This window comes from Alteriqipengyuania sp. (assembly GCF_964222115.1).
Classification (GTDB): domain Bacteria; phylum Pseudomonadota; class Alphaproteobacteria; order Sphingomonadales; family Sphingomonadaceae; genus Alteriqipengyuania.
Genome location: NZ_CAXQBM010000037.1, coordinates 17,828 through 33,524, shown reverse-complemented (window position 1 = coordinate 33,524; position 15,697 = coordinate 17,828). Strand labels below are relative to the sequence as shown.

Sequence of the window (15,697 nt, the reverse complement as noted above, 5' to 3'; positions counted from 1 at the left end):
ATTCTATTCCTCGTCCGCCTGCATGTATCCCGAGCACAACCAGCTCGACCCGGACAATCCCAACTGCGTCGAGGATTCGGCCTATCCGGCCAATCCGGACAGCGAGTATGGCTGGGAAAAGCTGTTTTCTGAACGGCTCTACCTCGCCTACAACCGCAACTACGGAATGCAGAACCGCGTTGCGCGCTATCACAACATCTTCGGCCCGCTGGGCACCTGGCAAGGCGGCAAGGAAAAGGCGCCTGCCGCAATGTGCCGCAAGGTCGCCATGGCCGAAGAGGGCAGCAAGATCGAGGTGTGGGGCGACGGCAAGCAGACCCGTTCCTTCCTCTACATCGACGAATGCCTCGAAGGCACGACCCGCCTGCTGCGCTCCGATTTCGAAGGCCCGGTCAATATCGGTTCTGACGAGATGGTGACGATCAACGGGCTGGCTGAAATGGTGATCGACATTTCGGGCAAGGATGTGGGTGTCGAAAACATCCCCGGCCCGCTCGGTGTGCGCGGACGCAATTCCGACAACAACCTGATCCGCGAAAAGCTGGGCTGGGCGCCGTCTCAATCGCTGCGCGAAGGCATGGAAAAGACCTACGCCTGGATTTCGACCGAGGCCAAGCGGCGCGACAACCAGCGCTGATTGCCTTGCCCTTGTGAGCGAGCACTGCGCGATATAGGCCGTCGCGGTGTTGCTCTTAGGAGGCAGCCTTGCTCCATTTTCGTATCCGCGACTATCTGTCGGTGCTGTTTTACCGGCTGCTCGCGCCGTTCTTCGGCCGCTTCGGGAAAGGGGTGCGCATCGTGCGCCCGTTGCGCATCTTCGGCGCGCGCTTTTGCGAATTCGGCGATGATTCGGTGCTGCAGTTCGGGGCCTACGTAGCAGTATTGAAGATACACGAGCACGCACCTGTCCTGCGTATCGGCGCGCGAACGCAGATCGGAAATTTCAGCCATATCGTATGCACCAGCCGCGTGGAATTCGGCGAGGGCGTGCTGACCGCAGACCGCCTCTTTGTAAGCGATAATGGCCATGAATTTGCCGATCCCGACGTGCCGATTCGCGATCAGGGCCTGCGCCAGCTGGCCGAGGTGCATATCGGCGATGGGGCCTGGATCGGCGAGAATGTGTGCATTTCGGGCGCGTCCATCGGTCGTAACAGCGTCATCGCGTCGAACAGTGTGGTCACGCGCGATATCCCCGACCTGTGCGTTGCCGCCGGTGCCCCGGCGCGGATCGTCAGGCGCTACTGCCAGACACGCAAGGCATGGCGGCGAACCGATGCGGACGGCGTCGTGATCGAGGAATAGCAGCAATCCCGCAGCGGCTTGCACGCGGCATTGTCAATCCGGCACCCCCGGGTTAGTGGCACGCCAACCTTAGAGGTGGGGACTTTTCATGAGCGCCAAGAAGAAGCTGCTCGGGCTGGCGAACAGCCTGATCGCGCCCACCGGCGTGCAATTGTACCGCAAGGGCGTCGATATGGAATCGGTGCTGCGGCAGATCGCCGGTTGGGACCACGGGATCAATTCGGTGATCGATATGGGCGCGGCCAAGGGCGACTGGAGCCGGATGACGCTCAAACTGTTCCCCAACGCGCGTTTCGTGGGGGTCGATCCACTGAACGAGCGCAAGCCCTTCCTCGACAAGCTCAAGGCGGAAAACCCCCGCTTCGACTACGTCCAGGCGGTCGCGGGCAAGGACGACGGGGGCACGGTAGAGCTGGCGGTGACGCCCGATCTCGACGGTAGCACGATCCACGGCAGCGAGGGCGAAATGCGGACCGTGCCGGTCCACTCGGTGGATGCGGTGGTCGAAATGAAGGGTCTGAAGGGCCCGTTCTTCATGAAGTTCGACACCCACGGGTTCGAAAAGCCGATCCTCGAAAGCGCGGAAAAGACCCTTGCCCAGACGAAATATATCGTCATGGAGGCTTATAATTTCCGCCATTCGCCCGACACGCTGCTGTTCCATGAGATGATCGCCTACATGGAAGCGCGCGGTTTTCGCGTGAGCCACCTGGTCGACATCCTCAACCGCCCCACGGATGGCGCGCTGTGGCAGATCGACTTGTTCTTCGCGCGCCACGATGATCCCATCTTCAACAGCGATTCCTACCGTCATGGCTGACATGGAACCTGCCGCCGTGCCCGACCGCGCTTCACCCGACCAGTGCGTCGAAGCGATGGGCTATGCGGTCTACAACGAAGACGTGTCGCTGATCCCGCTGCGGCGGCCATGCTCTACGATCCAGACGATCAGCCCAATCAGCTACGGCAATGCCACGCGCGACGAGACCTACCGCAAGGCGATGCAACAGGCCGATTACCTGTGCCTCGACGGAGTATATTTCGGGCTCGCCAGCGTGATCCTTGACGGCAAGACGATGAAGCCCAACCAGGGGCCGGACATCTTCTATCACTTCATGGAGCGGCTGCAGGAGACGAAAGGCCGCGTGTTCTTTCTCGGCGCATCGCCCGCGACACTCAAGAAGATGGAAGAGCGCACGCATCGCGACTACCCGGATGTGGAAGTCGCCAGCTACTCGCCACCTTTCAAACCGGAGTTCACGGCCGAGGATAACGACGCGATGATCGCGGCGGTGAACGCGTTCAAGCCGGACGTCGTGTTCCTGGGCATGACCGCGCCCAAGCAGGAAAAGTGGGGCTATCTCCACCGTGACCGGCTAGACGCGAGCATCGTCGCAGCGGTCGGCGGCGTGTTCGACTGGTATGCGGGCAATCGCAAGGAAATCCACGAGTTCTGGTGGAAGATCTACATGGCGTGGCTGATCCGCACGATCGACCGGCCCGAACTGCTCAAGCGCTACCCCCAGATCGCGCTGTTCTTCTGGCACCTGATGCTCGCCCGGGTCGGGATCAAGAAATACCCCAACAAGGGCTGAGCCCCGCATGGCCCTCGGCGATCCCTTCGACTTTTCGGGCAAGCGCATCTTCATAGCGGGACATCGCGGGCTCGTCGGTTCGGCGATCATGCGGCGGCTGGAACGCGAGGATTGCGAGGTGCTGACCGCACCGCGCGAAGAGCTCGACCTGACAGAACAGGCCGCCACTCGTCGCTGGTTCGAGGCCAACAGCCCCGACGCGGTCTTTCTGGCCGCAGCGAAAGTGGGCGGGATCGGCGCACATGCGCAGGCTCCGGCGGACTTCCTCTTCGACAACCTTATGATCGAGGCGAACGTGATGGAAGCCGCGCACCGCTCTGGCGCGCAAAAGCTGCTGTTTCTCGGATCGTCCTGCATCTACCCCAAGCATGCCGACCAACCGATGGCCGAAGATGCGCTCATGACCGGGCTGCTCGACCCGATCCACGAGGGCTACGCCACTGCCAAGATCGCGGGCATCCGGCTGGCGCAGGCCTACCGGCAGCAACACGGGCGCGATTTCATCTCCGCCATGCCGACCAATCTCTATGGCCCCGGCGACAATTTCGGCCCAACCACCAGCCATGTCCTGCCCGCGCTGATCCGCAAGGCTCACGAAGCGAAACTGGCGGGTGCCGATACAATGGAGATATGGGGCACCGGGTCGGCCATGCGCGAATTCCTGCATGTCGACGATCTGGCCGACGCCTGCGTGTTCCTGATGGGCCATTACTCCGACGGTGCGCACATCAATGTCGGCTTCGGCGAAGACATTTCCATTCTCGACACGGTGCGGCTGGTGAACGAGGTTGTCGGATTCGAGGGCGAGATCGTCCATGACCGCACGAAACCGGATGGCACGCCGCGCAAGCTGATGGACAGTGGCAGGCTCATGTCGCTCGGCTGGAAACCGCAGATCGGGCTGCGCGAAGGAATTGCGCAGACCTATGACTGGTTCGTCCAACAGCTTGAAAGCGGTGCGATTCGCGATCTGTCATAAAATCGACCGTGAAGCTGCCGGGACTCCGCATCGCGGTTTGACTTGGGGGGCCAAGACACTAGAAAGCGCGCGGCTCCTACGCTCGACCGCATTTTTCGACAGCACGGACGGATTTTTCCATGACCTCTCCACTCAGGCTCGGCATCATCGGCGCCGGGCGCATGGGGATCACCCACTATTCCATCGCGAATGCGCATGAGCATGCGAAAATCACCGGCGTGGCGGACCCGTCCAAGCTGGTCACCACGATGCTCGGCAAATATGCGAAGATCGGGACCTACAAGGATTACAAGGGCCTGCTGAAAGGCGAGCAGCTGGACGGCGTGCTGGTCTGCACTCCGCCCGCCTTCAATCCCGAAATTCTCGACGCGGTGCTGGAAGCCAAGCTGCACGCCTTCGTCGAGAAACCCTTCATGCTGAATTCGGTCGACGGGAATCGCTTTGCGCAAGGGTTCGACGCAGCAGGCCTGGTCAACCAGGTCGGCTATGTGAACCGCTGGAACGACATGTTCACCAAGGCGAGGGCTTTCGTCGAAGTGGGCTTGATCGGCGAACCCCTGCGCTTCCGCAGCGAGATGTTCAGCGGCACCATCATCCGCGACGTGGGCGAGGCCGGGTGGCGCGCGAGCCATGCGAATGGCGGTGGCGCGGTGTACGAGATGGCGAGCCACGCGATCGATCTGATCGCTTACTTCTTCGGCGCGCCGGATCGCGTCGGCGGCACCAGCCTTTCCAAGGTCTATTCGAAGAACGTGGAGGACATCGTCAGCTCCAGCTTGTTCTACGATAATGGCCTCGCGGGCACGCTCTACGTCAACTGGTCCGATGCGAGCTATCGCAAGCCGACCAACAAGTTCGAGATTTTCGGCAAGTCCGGCAAGATCCAGGTCGACCAGCACGGGATGAAGGTGTTCCTTGCCGAGGCGAACGAAGCACACGGCCTAAAGCAAGGCTGGAACCAGATCTACATCACCGACGTGTTCTCCAGCGTGCCGTTCTATGTCCGCGGGATCGAATATACCGCGCAGCTGTTCGACTTCATTGCGTCGATCCGGGAAGGCAAGCCGGTGCGCTGCACCTTCGCCGATGCGACCGCGAACCTGCGCGTGATGGAACAGCTTTTCGCCGACGATGCAGCGCAAAGAGCCGGATTGCGGGCAGGAGACGCGGCATGAGCAAGAATCAGCCAATCGACCGCATCGTCTTCGGCGATAACCAGTTCTTCGGCATCAATCACATGAGCCAGGACAAGGCTCAGGAACGCGCGGAGCGCTTCGCCAAGCTCGACAATATCATGGCGGTTTACGACCACGCGATCGAGGCGGGCATCGAGGGCATCATGCTCAACAGCAATGATCGCGCGAAGGGCATTTGCGACCGTTTTCGCGCCGATCCGGCGAAATACGGCCACCTCAAGTGGTATCCGTCGATCCCCTACCCGCACAAATACGCGGCCATGGTCAACGACAAGGGCATGGTGGGCGCCGCGCAGGAAATGCTGTTTGCCAAGGGCGCCAAGTCCGCGCTGGGCAAGATGGTCAGCGGGGGCATGGCAGTCGCGACGCTGGATGCGGTGAAGCTGATGAAGATGCTCGTCGACCAGGAGATGGAGATCTATCACGATCTCGATATCCGCGTGGTGTTCCTGCAGAACATTATCGTCGACCTGATGCTGGGCTACGACGTGGCCGAGCCCTTCGTCGCCTATTGCCAGCATATCCGCAAGAAATACGGCGCCTATCCAGGCCTCATCACGCAGAACCTGCCGTTCCTGCGCAGGAAGCTGATCGAATGGGGAATCGAGGATGTCGTGATCTGCGCCTCGATCAACAAGATCGGCTACCTGATGTCGCCCGGGGTGGACGAATACGAAGCCGTGCTGGCCGAGAATGACGGAGCGAAATACCCGGTCATGGCGATGTCGACGCTGGCCTCCGGCGCTGTGCCGCCGGTCGAGGCCTACGAGTACATCAACCGGCTCAACGTGCAGTCGGTGGTATTCGGCGCCTCCTCGCCCGGCAATATCAAGCAGACCGTCTCGCTGATCGAAGGGGCGCCGAAATGAAGGTGCTGATTACTGGCGGGGCGGGCTTCATCGGATCGCGTCTTGCAGCACGCCTGATCGAGAACGGGCACGAGGTGACGGTGCTCGACAACCTGCTGGAGCAGGTCCACGGCGACGATCCCGAGCAGTCCGAGGGCTATCGCGCGGTCGCTGCAACGACGAACTTCATCCGCGCCAGCGTGACCGACCGTGACGCGATGGAGCGAGCGCTCAAGGGCCAGGAGGCGGTCGTCCATCTCGCGGCCGAAACCGGCACCGGCCAGTCGATGTACCAGATCGAGCGCTATTCGGACGTCAATATCGGTGGCACCTCGCTGCTGCTCGATATCCTCGCCAACTCCGAACACACGGTGAAGCGCGTCGTGGTCGCTTCATCGCGCTCGATCTACGGCGAGGGCCGCTACCGCACGCCCGATGGCGGCTATGTCTACCCCGATCACCGCGCCGAGGCCGACATGCAGGCGGGCGATTTCGAAGTGAAGCACCCGGGCGTCGACGGCCCGCTGGAGCTAGTCGCCACCGACGAGGATTCGAAGATCCATCCCAGCTCGGTCTACGGCATCACCAAGCAGGTGCAGGAACAGCTGGTGATGACGGTGTGCCCCTCGATCGGGGTGGAGGGCGTCGCCTTCCGCTACCAGAACGTGTTCGGGCCGGGCCAGTCGCTGTCCAACCCCTATACCGGCATCCTCTCGATCTTCTCGAACCTGATGATGCAGGGCAAGCCGATCAACATCTTCGAGGATGGCGAGGAAAGCCGCGATTTCGTGTTCGTGGATGATGTTGTCGAGGCGACTGTGCTCGGCGTCGAGCATCCGGCGGCGGCGAACGAGGTGTTCAATGTGGGCACCGGCGTTCCGGTGACAGTGATGACCGTGGCGAAGACGCTCTCGCGCCTGCTGGAAGCCGACGTGCCGATCGAGGTCAGTGGCAATTTCCGCCTCGGCGACATCCGCCATAACTACGCGGATATGGCCAGGATTCGCGAAAAGCTGGGCTTCGTGCCTTCGTTCGACTTCGAACAGGGTATCGCACGGCTCGCCGCATGGGCCAAGGCAAGCGGACCGCAGGCAAGCTCTTACGAAGAGAGCCTTGAGGAAATGCGCCGCAAGGGCCTGATGAAGTAGCTGCCATGGCACGACGCAAGACGAGGACCGCACGCCTTCGAGAGGATTTTCGCGAGAACTGGCAGCTTGTTACGCTATGCGGCCTGATGATCGCGACCTTCCTGATGGGCGGCGCATCGCGCGGCGATGTTATGTCGCTCATCATTCTGCGCCCGCTGGCGGTCGTTTGCCTCGGCCTTGGCCTTTACGGCCTCACCGCAAGGCATTGGCGCGCCTATCGGCTGCCGCTCGCGATCATCGGCGCGATCACTGCGCTCATCCTGGTTCACCTGATCCCCTTGCCGCCGTTCGTCTGGGCGAACCTGCCGGGACGCGAAATCGTGGTCGAGGCGGGCGAACTGGCCGAGCTGGACACGATATGGCGCCCGCTGGCGATGGTGCCCTTCCGGGGATGGAACGCGTTCTACGCCATGCTCGTGCCCGCAGCCGCGATGGTTCTGATGGTGCAGGTTGCACCCGAGCGGCAACGCGTGCTGCTCTACGTGATCCTGGGCGCGACCGCACTCGCGACCGTGATCGGCATCGTACAGGCGGGCAGCGGCTTCAGCCGCTCGCTCTTCCTTTACCGCGTCACCTCCACCGGCGCGCCGGCGGGCCTGTTTGCCAATCGCAACCATTTCGCGGCCTTACTGTGTATTGCCATACCCGCGCTTGCCCTGATCGCGTCGCGAGCACGCGAGCCGCGCAAGAATCTGGTCAGGGCGCTGTGCGCCGGTGGGGCACTGATGGCGATTTTCATGATCTTTGCCGCCGGATCGCGGGCGGGGCTCGCCATGGCATTCGTCGGCCTGCTGGGCGGATGGGCCGTGTGGGAGGCGCGCCCCGAACAGATCAGGCGCCGCAAATCGGGCCCGACGTGGGTTCTGCCCGCAGCCGGGACGGCATTTTCCCTGCTGGTTGTCGCTTTCCTTGCGGTGATCTTCGGCCGGGCAGACGCGCTGGAACGGATATCGACGAGCGATGTGGCCGAAGAAAACCGGTTGCGCGCCTGGGAAGTGACCGCAGGCAGCCTGTGGGATTATTTCCCGGTCGGCTCCGGCATCGGGTCCTTCGTGGAAATCTTCAAGATCCACGAGCCGGTAGACCTGCTCAGCTTCGGCTACTGGAACCATGCGCACAACGACTGGCTCGAATGGCTGCTGGAGGGGGGCATCCCGGCTGCCATTCTGATGATTGTCGCCGTTGTGGCCTGGGCCCGCGGCAGCCTTTATCTCTGGGCCCGTCGCACAAGCGGACGGCACAGCATCCAGCTCGGCCTATTCGGAGCCTTTGCGATATTAATCCTTGGTCTTTGGAGCTTCGTCGACTACCCCTTGCGGGTTCCTTCGCTGGCCAGCCTCGCGGCGATTGCGGCGGTCTGGATGACGACGCCAAGAGTGGTGGCGGCAAAGGCATACTCCACGCAGGAAGCCTGATGGAGGGGCAAGACCGGATCGGTTGCAGCAGGCCGGAACGGTGATTGGATGAGACGGGATCGAGTTATGCGGATACATTTGCTCATCTTGGTGGCCGGACTGGCCCTCGCCGGCTGCGCAAGCACGCCCGACCCGATCGGCGGGGCCCCCGGCTTGCAGGTGGTTGCGGGCGACCTTCCCCCGCCGACCACGGCCGATGTGACCGGAGCGACGATATCTTACGGCATCGGCCCGTTCGACACCCTGACAATCGACGTTTTCGGCATCCCCGAACTGAGCGAGCGCACGGTCAAGGTGGATGCCAATGGCCAGATCGAATTTCCGCTGGTGGGGACGTTGAATGTCGCCGGGCTCGAAACCAAGGACGTGTCGTCGCTGATCGAAAGCCGGTTGCGCGGACAGTTCGTTCGCGATCCCGATGTCACCACCAGTCTGCAGGATACCGCATCGCGGTCCGTCGTGGTCTATGGCCAGGTCGGCCAGCCGGGCGTCTACCCGGTGCTGGGCAAATCCACACTGATGAAATCGATCGCGACTGCGCGGGGCCTGTCCGAATTCGCGGATTCCGAAGATGTGGTCGTGTTCCGCACGGTGAATGGGCGGCGGATGGCCACGCTCTACAATCTGCATGCAATCAGCCGCGGCATGTATGCCGATCCGGCGATCTATCCCAATGACACCGTGGTGGTCGGCGAAAGCCGCTCGCGGCGTCTCTTCGACAATCTGGTTGGCGCGGCCGCGCTGATCGCCACTCCCATCACTATCTTGTTGCAGCAGACCCTGTAACCGGTTGGCAAGGCTAAGCTTTCGGCAATGAATAATGCGGCTCCCTCTCCCTCGGACGATGGCCGGACCCTGATGGACGACCCGGCGCCATCGCCGGAGAAGCGCCCGCGGATGGCCAGCGAGACGCCGCTGATCCGCGAATACTGGGCGATCCTCCTCCGCCAGAAGTGGGTCGTCGCCGGGATTGTCGCGCTCGCGCTGCTCGCGGGCCTCGCTTTGACGCTGATGGCCACGCCGCAATACAGCTCCAGCGCGCGGATCGAGATCAGCCGCCAACAGCAGCAGATCACCAATGTCGAAGGGATCGAGAAATCCGACCGGACCTTCGATCAGGAATTCTACGAGACCCAATACGAGCTGTTGCGGACCCGCGCGGTGGCCGAACGGGTCGCACGCGAGCTTCGTCTTGCCAATAACCTGGCCTTCTTCGCAGCACATGGCCTGGACCCTGACAACACACCCCTGCTGGCAAGCAATGGTGGCGCGCCCTCTCGCGAAGAGCTGCAGAACCGGGAGAAGCTTGCCGTCGGCCTGCTGCTCGGCAATATCTCGATTTCCCCGGTGGTCCGCTCGGCGCTCGTCGACATTGGCTACACCAGCGGCAATCCGACAATCTCCGCCCAGATCGCCAATGCATGGTCCGAGCAGTTCATCGCGGAAAGCATCGATCGTCGCTACGAATCGACAGCCGATGCACGCAAGTTCCTCGAACGGCGCCTGCTGGAACTGCAGGAAGACGTGCAGGATTCCGAACGCCAGCTGGTGACCTACGCGAACGAGAACGACATCGTCGTCCTCGAACGGGTGGAACAGGATGGCAAGACGGTCGCCAGCCCTACGCTTGCATCGAGAAACCTCAGTGCGATGAACGAGGCGCTTAACGAAGCGGTGGCGCAGCGCGTGCTGCTTGAATCGCAGGCGCGGACCGGCGCAGGGGGCGATACCGTCACCAATCCCGCTATCACGACCCTGCGGGCAAGGCGGTCCGAACTGCAGGCGCAATATGCGCAGCTGATGGTCCAGTTCGAGCCGGGATACCCCGCAGCCCGCGTGTTGCAGGAGCAGATTGCCGCGCTCGACCAGTCGATCGCGCGCGAAGAAGCGCGTGTGCGCGGCAGCGCGAATGACCAGTATCGTGCCGCAGTGGAGCGTGAGGAAACGCTCAGGGCGCGGGTCAATGCGCTGACCGGGCAATTGCGCAATCAGGAACGGGCCCGTATCCAGTACAATATCTACCAGAACGAGGTGGATACCAACCGCGAGCTCTACGAGGGCGTGCTGCAGCGCTATCGCGAGATCGGTGTGGCGAGCGTGGCGGCCAGCAATATTTCGGTTGTCGACGAGGCCCAGGTGCCCGGTGGCCCGTCATCGCCCAACCTGCCGCTGAACATGCTCATCGCCCTGTTTGCAGGGTTCGCGCTGGCCGGTGCTGCGGTGTTCACGCTGGAGCAGCTCGACGAGGGTATCCGCGATCCGTCCGATATCACCGCCTTGACCGGCCTTCCGCTGCTGGGCGCAATCCCGACCACCGACGAGGAAGAGGAAGATATCGGGCAGATCATTCAGGACCCGAAATCCGAACTGTCCGAAGCCTATCTTACCGTGCGCTCGAACCTCGCCATGTCGACCAATCATGGCGTGCCGCATTCGTTCATGGTCACCAGCAGCCGTCCTGCCGAGGGCAAGAGCACGACCAGTTATGCGCTGGCCTGCGTCATAGCGCGCACAGGCAAGAAGGTTGTCCTGATCGATGCCGACATGCGCTCTCCCTCGATCCACGGCCTGTTCGACATGGCGAACGAACTGGGCTTCTCAGACTACCTGACCGGGCACGAAGACCTGGGCCCGCTCGTCCAGCAGACCAATGTGCCCAATCTCTGGCTGATGAGCGCCGGTCGCACCCCGCCCAGCGCTGCCGAACTGCTGAGCACGGATCGCACGCGCGAAATGGTGGCCAAGCTGCGCGAACAGTTCGATCATGTCGTGATGGACGCACCGCCGTTGCTGGGCCTCGCCGAGGCGCCGCTGCTGTCGCGCGCGCTCGACGGCGTGGTCTATGTCATCGAGGCACGCGGCGTGCCGACCCGCGGGATCAACATGTCGCTCGAACGCCTGCATGACAGCAATACGAATGTCTTCGGCGCGGTGATGACCAAGTTCTCCGGCAAGGAGAGTTCGCAGTACGGCTATGGTTATGGCTACGGCTATGGCTACGGCCTGAGTTACGGGCGCGAAGAAAAACCCGCCTGATGAGCCGGTCTGCCAAGCCTGAACAAACGGTGCGCTGGCCCAGGCAAATCGTGCTGGTCTTGGCCCTTCTGCTTGCGTGGAGTTCTGCCATGCAGGCCGGGGCGATGGCGTTCCAGACGCTCCAGCCCGGCCTGTCGCTCCGCTTCGATGCGGACAACCCGATCGCCCTCGTGCGGGCGGCCAGGGCCGATGTCGTCGCCGGCACGGGAGAGGAAGCCAATGGCGGAGCCCGCGCACTGGCAGCGGCGCGCCGATCGATCGCGCAAAACCCGCTCAACGCCGATGCATTCGGGCTTTATGGTCTGGTGAGTCTGGCCAACTCCGAACCCGACGTCATCGGTCGGCAGGTCGCCATGGCCGACCGGCTGTCGCGGCGGGACCTGAGCACTCAGCTGTTCCTGATCGAGGATTCGGTGCGACGCAACGACGTGGCCGAAGCCCTGCGGCATTACGATGCAGCGATGCGAGTGAAGGAATCGGTGCGTCCAACGCTTCTCCCGATCCTCACCGAAGCCATGCGCGAACCGGCAATCCGCAAGCGTTTCCTCCCCTATATGGAGGCTTCGACGCCGTGGCTGGAGGCCTTCACCCGCCATGCCGTTTCGAACAGTTCCGACCCGGCGTCGATCGCAGCACTCGCGATGGAAGCCGGCGGATTTCCGGAAGGTTCGCAGTTCGCCACCCGCGTCCCAGAGCTGCTCTCCGTGCTCGTGGGCCGCAACGAGCTGGACACGGCCTACAGGTTCTACCAGTCGGTTGGCGGCGGCGACCCGGCCATGCTGCGAAAGGTCGAATTTACCGAGGAAACAACCGATCAGGCGCTGGCTCCGTTCACCTGGCAGCCTGTGCTGGTGGGTGAAATCGATTCGATCTTCGTTGCCGGTGCCGACGGACAGCTCGAGGTCGAAACACGCATGGAAGCGGGGCGATCCGGACACATTCTGCGCAAGCTCTTCGCCCTTCCTGCAGGGGATTACACGATCTCGATACCCATGCGGTCGGACGATTACTCACCGGACGACACCGTCCAGCTGCGGCTGGTGTGCGTGAATCAGGGAAGCCAGCGGATCGTCTTCGACGAAAAGCAGGATCTTGCAGAGGAGTTCGTGTTCGATCCGCGATTCACTGTCCCAGCCAGCTGCCCGTTCCAGATACTGATCCTGATGGCCACGACAGCCCCCACGACAGGCGATGTTGTGTTGACACTCGCATCACCCGATCTGCGGCAACGTTCGGCCAGCTGAGGTTTTGCCAGTGTCGACAGCGACGCCGCCCATACCCGCCTAGTCGAGCGAGTTGGCGCAGGTTATCGCTAGCTGGGCCTGTCCGGTGCGATCCGCGGCCTTCTCTTCTGCCCTCGCAGCAATATCGACCGCCACGTCCTGCCCCGTGCCCTCGTCGAGGTTACGGGCGCGGCTGGCAAACTGGTCCGAAGCCGTGTTGATCAGCCGGACTTCGCGCGAATTTTCGCCAGACGTCATCGGGGCCAGTGCGCGCGCCGTTATGCGCAAGGCAGCAGCGCAGGCAATCGCACGATCATAAGCAGACATGTCCTGATCGTCGAACTTGCCGGCCAAAGACAGGGCCTGCGCAACACCGGGGGGATCGCTCGATTCGCTCGCCTGCGCACCCGCCGCTTCGGCGGTCGGTTCGCTTGAATCGGAGCAAGCGACGGCGATGGTCGAGAGCAATAAAATCGGCAGAAAACGGCAGGGGAACATCATCTTGTCCGGCAGGGGCTTGATGCCATTCCCTTACCGGCGTCGCTTGCAGCGGTCCAGCCGCCACAGAACTCAGCGGGCAGCAGGCCAGATGCCGCGCGTATCGTAGACCAGCGCATCCTTGCGTTCGTCGGCGGGGATCGACCGAAATAGATCGTGGTCGACCAGCACGATCAGGATGCCACAGCTCTCCAGCGCGGTGTCGATATCGATCAAGTTCGCACCGGTCTCGCCGAATTCAATCGGCAGCTCCTTTGCATAGGGCTCCACGATATTGATCCGTTCGCCGAACTTACGCGCCAGCCGCGCGGCAATGAAGCGCGCTGGGCTCTCGCGGAAATCGTCGATATTGGCCTTGAAGGCGAGGCCCATGCACGCAACCGGCACATCTGGGTTCGCCTCGATCAGCGCGGTCGCCTGATCCAGCACATGGTGCATTTTCGCGTCATTCACTTCGCGCGCGGTGCGGATCACGCGCGCTTCCTCGGCCGCGCCATGGACGATGAACCACGGGTCGACCGCAATGCAGTGTCCGCCCACGCCGGGGCCGGGTGTCAGCACGTTCACGCGCGGGTGCCGGTTGGCGAGGCGGATCACCTCCCACACGTCCAGCCCCTGCTTGTCGGCGATCATCGAAAGCTCGTTGGCAAAAGCGATGTTCACGTCGCGAAAGGCGTTTTCGACCAGCTTGGTCATCTCCGCCGATCGCGCATCGGTGGTTACGCATTCGCCGCGCACGAAACGCTTGTAGAACGCGAGCGCCTTGCGCGCGCAGCGCGGCGTGATCCCTCCGACCGATCGGTCGTTATGGACCAGCTCTTCAAGGATGCGGCCGGGCAACACGCGTTCCGGACAATAGGCAATCGCGATATCGGGCGTGCCTTCCGCAATTCCCGGCATGGCAAGATCGGGGCGTTTCTGCGCCAGCCGATCGCGCACGGCATCGGTCGTCCCCACCGGACACGTCGATTCGACGATCACCAGCACGCCGGATTTCAGCCTTGGCGCAATCGCATCCGCCGCAGCCATGACGTAGCCTGTGTCGGGCGTATGTTCGCCGTCCTTGGCGAAGGGCGTGGGCACCGCAATCACGTAGACATCGGCTTCAGGCATATCGACGCTGGCGCGCAGCGTGCCACGCGCGACGACCGCTTGCACCAGCCCGTCCAGGTCGACTTCCTCGATATGGATATCGCCGCGATTGATCGTCTCGACGACCGCTTCGGACGTGTCGACACCGGTCACCTCGCACCCGCTGCGCGCGATAATCGCGGCCGTCGGCAGGCCGATATAGCCGAGGCCCACCACGGCCACCGTGCACTTGTCGTTGGTCATGCAGTGTCCCTGTCGCGACAATTCTTCACAGCGCTTTTGCACGGGCGGAGTAAAATTTATGGTAACGCAGCGCCTGCTATGGCGGTGGCCAAGGCAGGAGGCTTGCGTGGACATACTGGTTACCGGAGCGGCGGGTTTTATCGGCGCGGCCCTGGCCGAGGCGCTGGCACTGCGCGGCGACCGGGTGATCGGGATCGACAATCTGAACGATTACTACCCGGTCAGCCTGAAACGCGACCGCCTGGCGCGCGTGCAGCAGGCCGCGGGCGATGCCTTCCGGTTCATCGAATGCGATTTTGGTGACCATGCTGCGCTGGAGCGAGCGCTGGAGGGCGAAAGCTTCACGCATATCGCGCATCTCGGCGCGCAGGCGGGCGTACGCTATTCGCTGGAAAATCCGCGCGCCTATGCGCACTCGAACCTCAACGGGCATCTCAACATGCTGGAGGTTGCACGCCAGCGTGAGATGCAGCACCTCGTCTACGCCAGCTCCAGCTCGGTCTATGGCGGCAACGAAAAAGTGCCCTTCTCGGTCGATGACCGGGTCGACCACCCCTACTCGCTTTACGCCGCGACCAAGAAGGCCGACGAGTTGATGAGCGAAAGCTACGCCCATCTCTATCGTCTCCCACAGACAGGGCTGCGGTTTTTTACCGTTTACGGCCCGTGGGGCCGCCCGGACATGATGCCGTGGATCTTCACCTCTAAGATCCTCGACGGTGAGCCGATCCCGGTGTTCAACAATGGCCGGATGAAGCGCGATTTCACCTTTGTCGACGACATTGTGCGCGGCGTGATTGCCTGCCTGGACAAGGCTCCGGCGGATGATGGCACTGCCAAACCGGGTGGGAGCGTGGCTCCTCACAGCGTCTATAATATCGGCAACAACCAGCCCGAAGAGCTGATGCGGATCATCGGCATCATCGAGCAGGCGTGTGGCCGCAAGGCGCAGATCGAGATGCTGCCGATGCAGAAGGGCGACGTGCCGCAGACCTTTGCCGATATCGACGCAATTGCCCGCGACCACGGCTTCCAGCCAGAAACCTCAGCCGACGAAGGCTTCCCGCGCTTCGTCGACTGGTTCAAGACCTATCACGGGATCAGCTAGGTTCGGAGGCC

Annotated in this window: 15 protein-coding genes; 13 read left to right on the top strand and 2 right to left on the bottom strand. The window is 62.5% G+C overall.

Annotated elements, in window-relative coordinates; genetic code table 11:
• The 12 genes from ACEQXE_RS06475 to ACEQXE_RS06420 all read left to right on the top strand — a co-directional run.
• Positions 1-637, top strand: a 637-nt coding sequence (locus ACEQXE_RS06475) for an NAD-dependent epimerase/dehydratase family protein (RefSeq protein ID WP_370178124.1), incomplete at its 5' end; no start/stop codon positions are given.
• A 68-nt stretch (positions 638-705) separates the two neighbouring features.
• Positions 706-1,305 (top strand): acyltransferase, encoded by a 600-nt coding sequence (locus tag ACEQXE_RS06470; protein WP_370178123.1) that lies wholly within the window; start codon positions 706-708, stop codon positions 1,303-1,305.
• Between the two features lie 88 nt (positions 1,306-1,393).
• Positions 1,394-2,125 (top strand): FkbM family methyltransferase, encoded by a 732-nt coding sequence (locus ACEQXE_RS06465; protein ID WP_370178122.1) that lies wholly within the window; start codon positions 1,394-1,396, stop codon positions 2,123-2,125.
• Positions 2,118-2,900 (top strand): WecB/TagA/CpsF family glycosyltransferase, encoded by a 783-nt coding sequence (locus ACEQXE_RS06460; protein WP_370178121.1) that lies wholly within the window; start codon positions 2,118-2,120, stop codon positions 2,898-2,900. The genes ACEQXE_RS06465 and ACEQXE_RS06460 overlap by 8 nt, the downstream gene beginning before the upstream one ends.
• Positions 2,901-2,907: 7 nt before the next feature.
• The gene (locus ACEQXE_RS06455; RefSeq protein WP_370178120.1) at positions 2,908-3,879 is read left to right on the top strand and encodes a GDP-L-fucose synthase family protein; all 972 of its coding nucleotides are present in this window, start codon (positions 2,908-2,910) and stop codon (positions 3,877-3,879) included.
• Positions 3,880-3,998: 119 nt separating this feature from the next.
• A complete protein-coding gene (locus ACEQXE_RS06450; protein ID WP_370178119.1) occupies positions 3,999-5,054 on the top strand; it encodes a Gfo/Idh/MocA family protein in 1,056 nt (351 codons plus the stop codon).
• Positions 5,051-5,944: a hypothetical protein gene (locus ACEQXE_RS06445; protein ID WP_370178118.1), complete on the top strand. Its 894-nt coding sequence runs from the start codon at positions 5,051-5,053 to the stop codon at positions 5,942-5,944. The genes ACEQXE_RS06450 and ACEQXE_RS06445 overlap by 4 nt, the downstream gene beginning before the upstream one ends.
• The gene (locus tag ACEQXE_RS06440; RefSeq protein ID WP_370178117.1) at positions 5,941-7,071 is read left to right on the top strand and encodes an NAD-dependent epimerase/dehydratase family protein; all 1,131 of its coding nucleotides are present in this window, start codon (positions 5,941-5,943) and stop codon (positions 7,069-7,071) included. The genes ACEQXE_RS06445 and ACEQXE_RS06440 overlap by 4 nt, the downstream gene beginning before the upstream one ends.
• Before the next feature lie 5 nt (positions 7,072-7,076).
• Positions 7,077-8,486 (top strand): O-antigen ligase family protein, encoded by a 1,410-nt coding sequence (locus ACEQXE_RS06435; protein WP_370178116.1) that lies wholly within the window; start codon positions 7,077-7,079, stop codon positions 8,484-8,486.
• A 66-nt stretch (positions 8,487-8,552) separates the two neighbouring features.
• Complete coding sequence (locus tag ACEQXE_RS06430) at positions 8,553-9,272, top strand: polysaccharide biosynthesis/export family protein (RefSeq protein WP_370178115.1); 720 nt, start codon at positions 8,553-8,555, stop codon at positions 9,270-9,272.
• Between the two features lie 72 nt (positions 9,273-9,344).
• Positions 9,345-11,522, top strand: coding sequence for a GumC family protein (locus ACEQXE_RS06425; RefSeq protein ID WP_372524230.1), 2,178 nt, complete (start codon positions 9,345-9,347; stop codon positions 11,520-11,522).
• A complete protein-coding gene (locus tag ACEQXE_RS06420) occupies positions 11,522-12,766 on the top strand; it encodes a hypothetical protein (protein WP_370178113.1) in 1,245 nt (414 codons plus the stop codon). Before ACEQXE_RS06425 ends, ACEQXE_RS06420 begins: the two co-directional genes overlap by 1 nt.
• A 39-nt stretch (positions 12,767-12,805) precedes the next feature.
• Here the strand turns inward: ACEQXE_RS06420 and ACEQXE_RS06415 are convergent, their stop codons facing one another.
• Positions 12,806-13,246, bottom strand: coding sequence for a hypothetical protein (locus tag ACEQXE_RS06415; RefSeq protein WP_370178112.1), 441 nt, complete (start codon positions 13,244-13,246; stop codon positions 12,806-12,808).
• Between the two features lie 69 nt (positions 13,247-13,315).
• Positions 13,316-14,578 carry a UDP-N-acetyl-D-mannosamine dehydrogenase gene (gene wecC, locus ACEQXE_RS06410; protein WP_370178111.1) on the bottom strand — a complete coding sequence of 421 codons (1,263 nt, stop codon included), beginning with the start codon at positions 14,576-14,578 and terminating at the stop codon, positions 13,316-13,318.
• A 106-nt stretch (positions 14,579-14,684) separates the two neighbouring features.
• Here wecC and ACEQXE_RS06405 point away from each other — a divergent pair, with 106 nt between their 5' ends.
• Positions 14,685-15,686 (top strand): SDR family NAD(P)-dependent oxidoreductase, encoded by a 1,002-nt coding sequence (locus ACEQXE_RS06405; protein ID WP_370178110.1) that lies wholly within the window; start codon positions 14,685-14,687, stop codon positions 15,684-15,686.
• Positions 15,687-15,697: the final 11 nt, after the last annotated feature.

Coding starts and splice junctions, on each gene's coding strand:
- ACEQXE_RS06455 (WP_370178120.1), top strand. CDS start 2,908: ATGGCCCTCGGCGATCCCTTCGACTTTTCGGGCAAGCGCATCTTCATA.
- ACEQXE_RS06430 (WP_370178115.1), top strand. CDS start 8,553: ATGCGGATACATTTGCTCATCTTGGTGGCCGGACTGGCCCTCGCCGGC.
- ACEQXE_RS06440 (WP_370178117.1), top strand. CDS start 5,941: ATGAAGGTGCTGATTACTGGCGGGGCGGGCTTCATCGGATCGCGTCTT.
- wecC (WP_370178111.1), bottom strand. CDS start 14,578: ATGACCAACGACAAGTGCACGGTGGCCGTGGTGGGCCTCGGCTATATC.
- ACEQXE_RS06420 (WP_370178113.1), top strand. CDS start 11,522: ATGAGCCGGTCTGCCAAGCCTGAACAAACGGTGCGCTGGCCCAGGCAA.
- ACEQXE_RS06435 (WP_370178116.1), top strand. CDS start 7,077: ATGGCACGACGCAAGACGAGGACCGCACGCCTTCGAGAGGATTTTCGC.
- ACEQXE_RS06460 (WP_370178121.1), top strand. CDS start 2,118: ATGGCTGACATGGAACCTGCCGCCGTGCCCGACCGCGCTTCACCCGAC.
- ACEQXE_RS06445 (WP_370178118.1), top strand. CDS start 5,051: ATGAGCAAGAATCAGCCAATCGACCGCATCGTCTTCGGCGATAACCAG.
- ACEQXE_RS06465 (WP_370178122.1), top strand. CDS start 1,394: ATGAGCGCCAAGAAGAAGCTGCTCGGGCTGGCGAACAGCCTGATCGCG.
- ACEQXE_RS06415 (WP_370178112.1), bottom strand. CDS start 13,246: ATGATGTTCCCCTGCCGTTTTCTGCCGATTTTATTGCTCTCGACCATC.
- ACEQXE_RS06425 (WP_372524230.1), top strand. CDS start 9,345: ATGGACGACCCGGCGCCATCGCCGGAGAAGCGCCCGCGGATGGCCAGC.
- ACEQXE_RS06450 (WP_370178119.1), top strand. CDS start 3,999: ATGACCTCTCCACTCAGGCTCGGCATCATCGGCGCCGGGCGCATGGGG.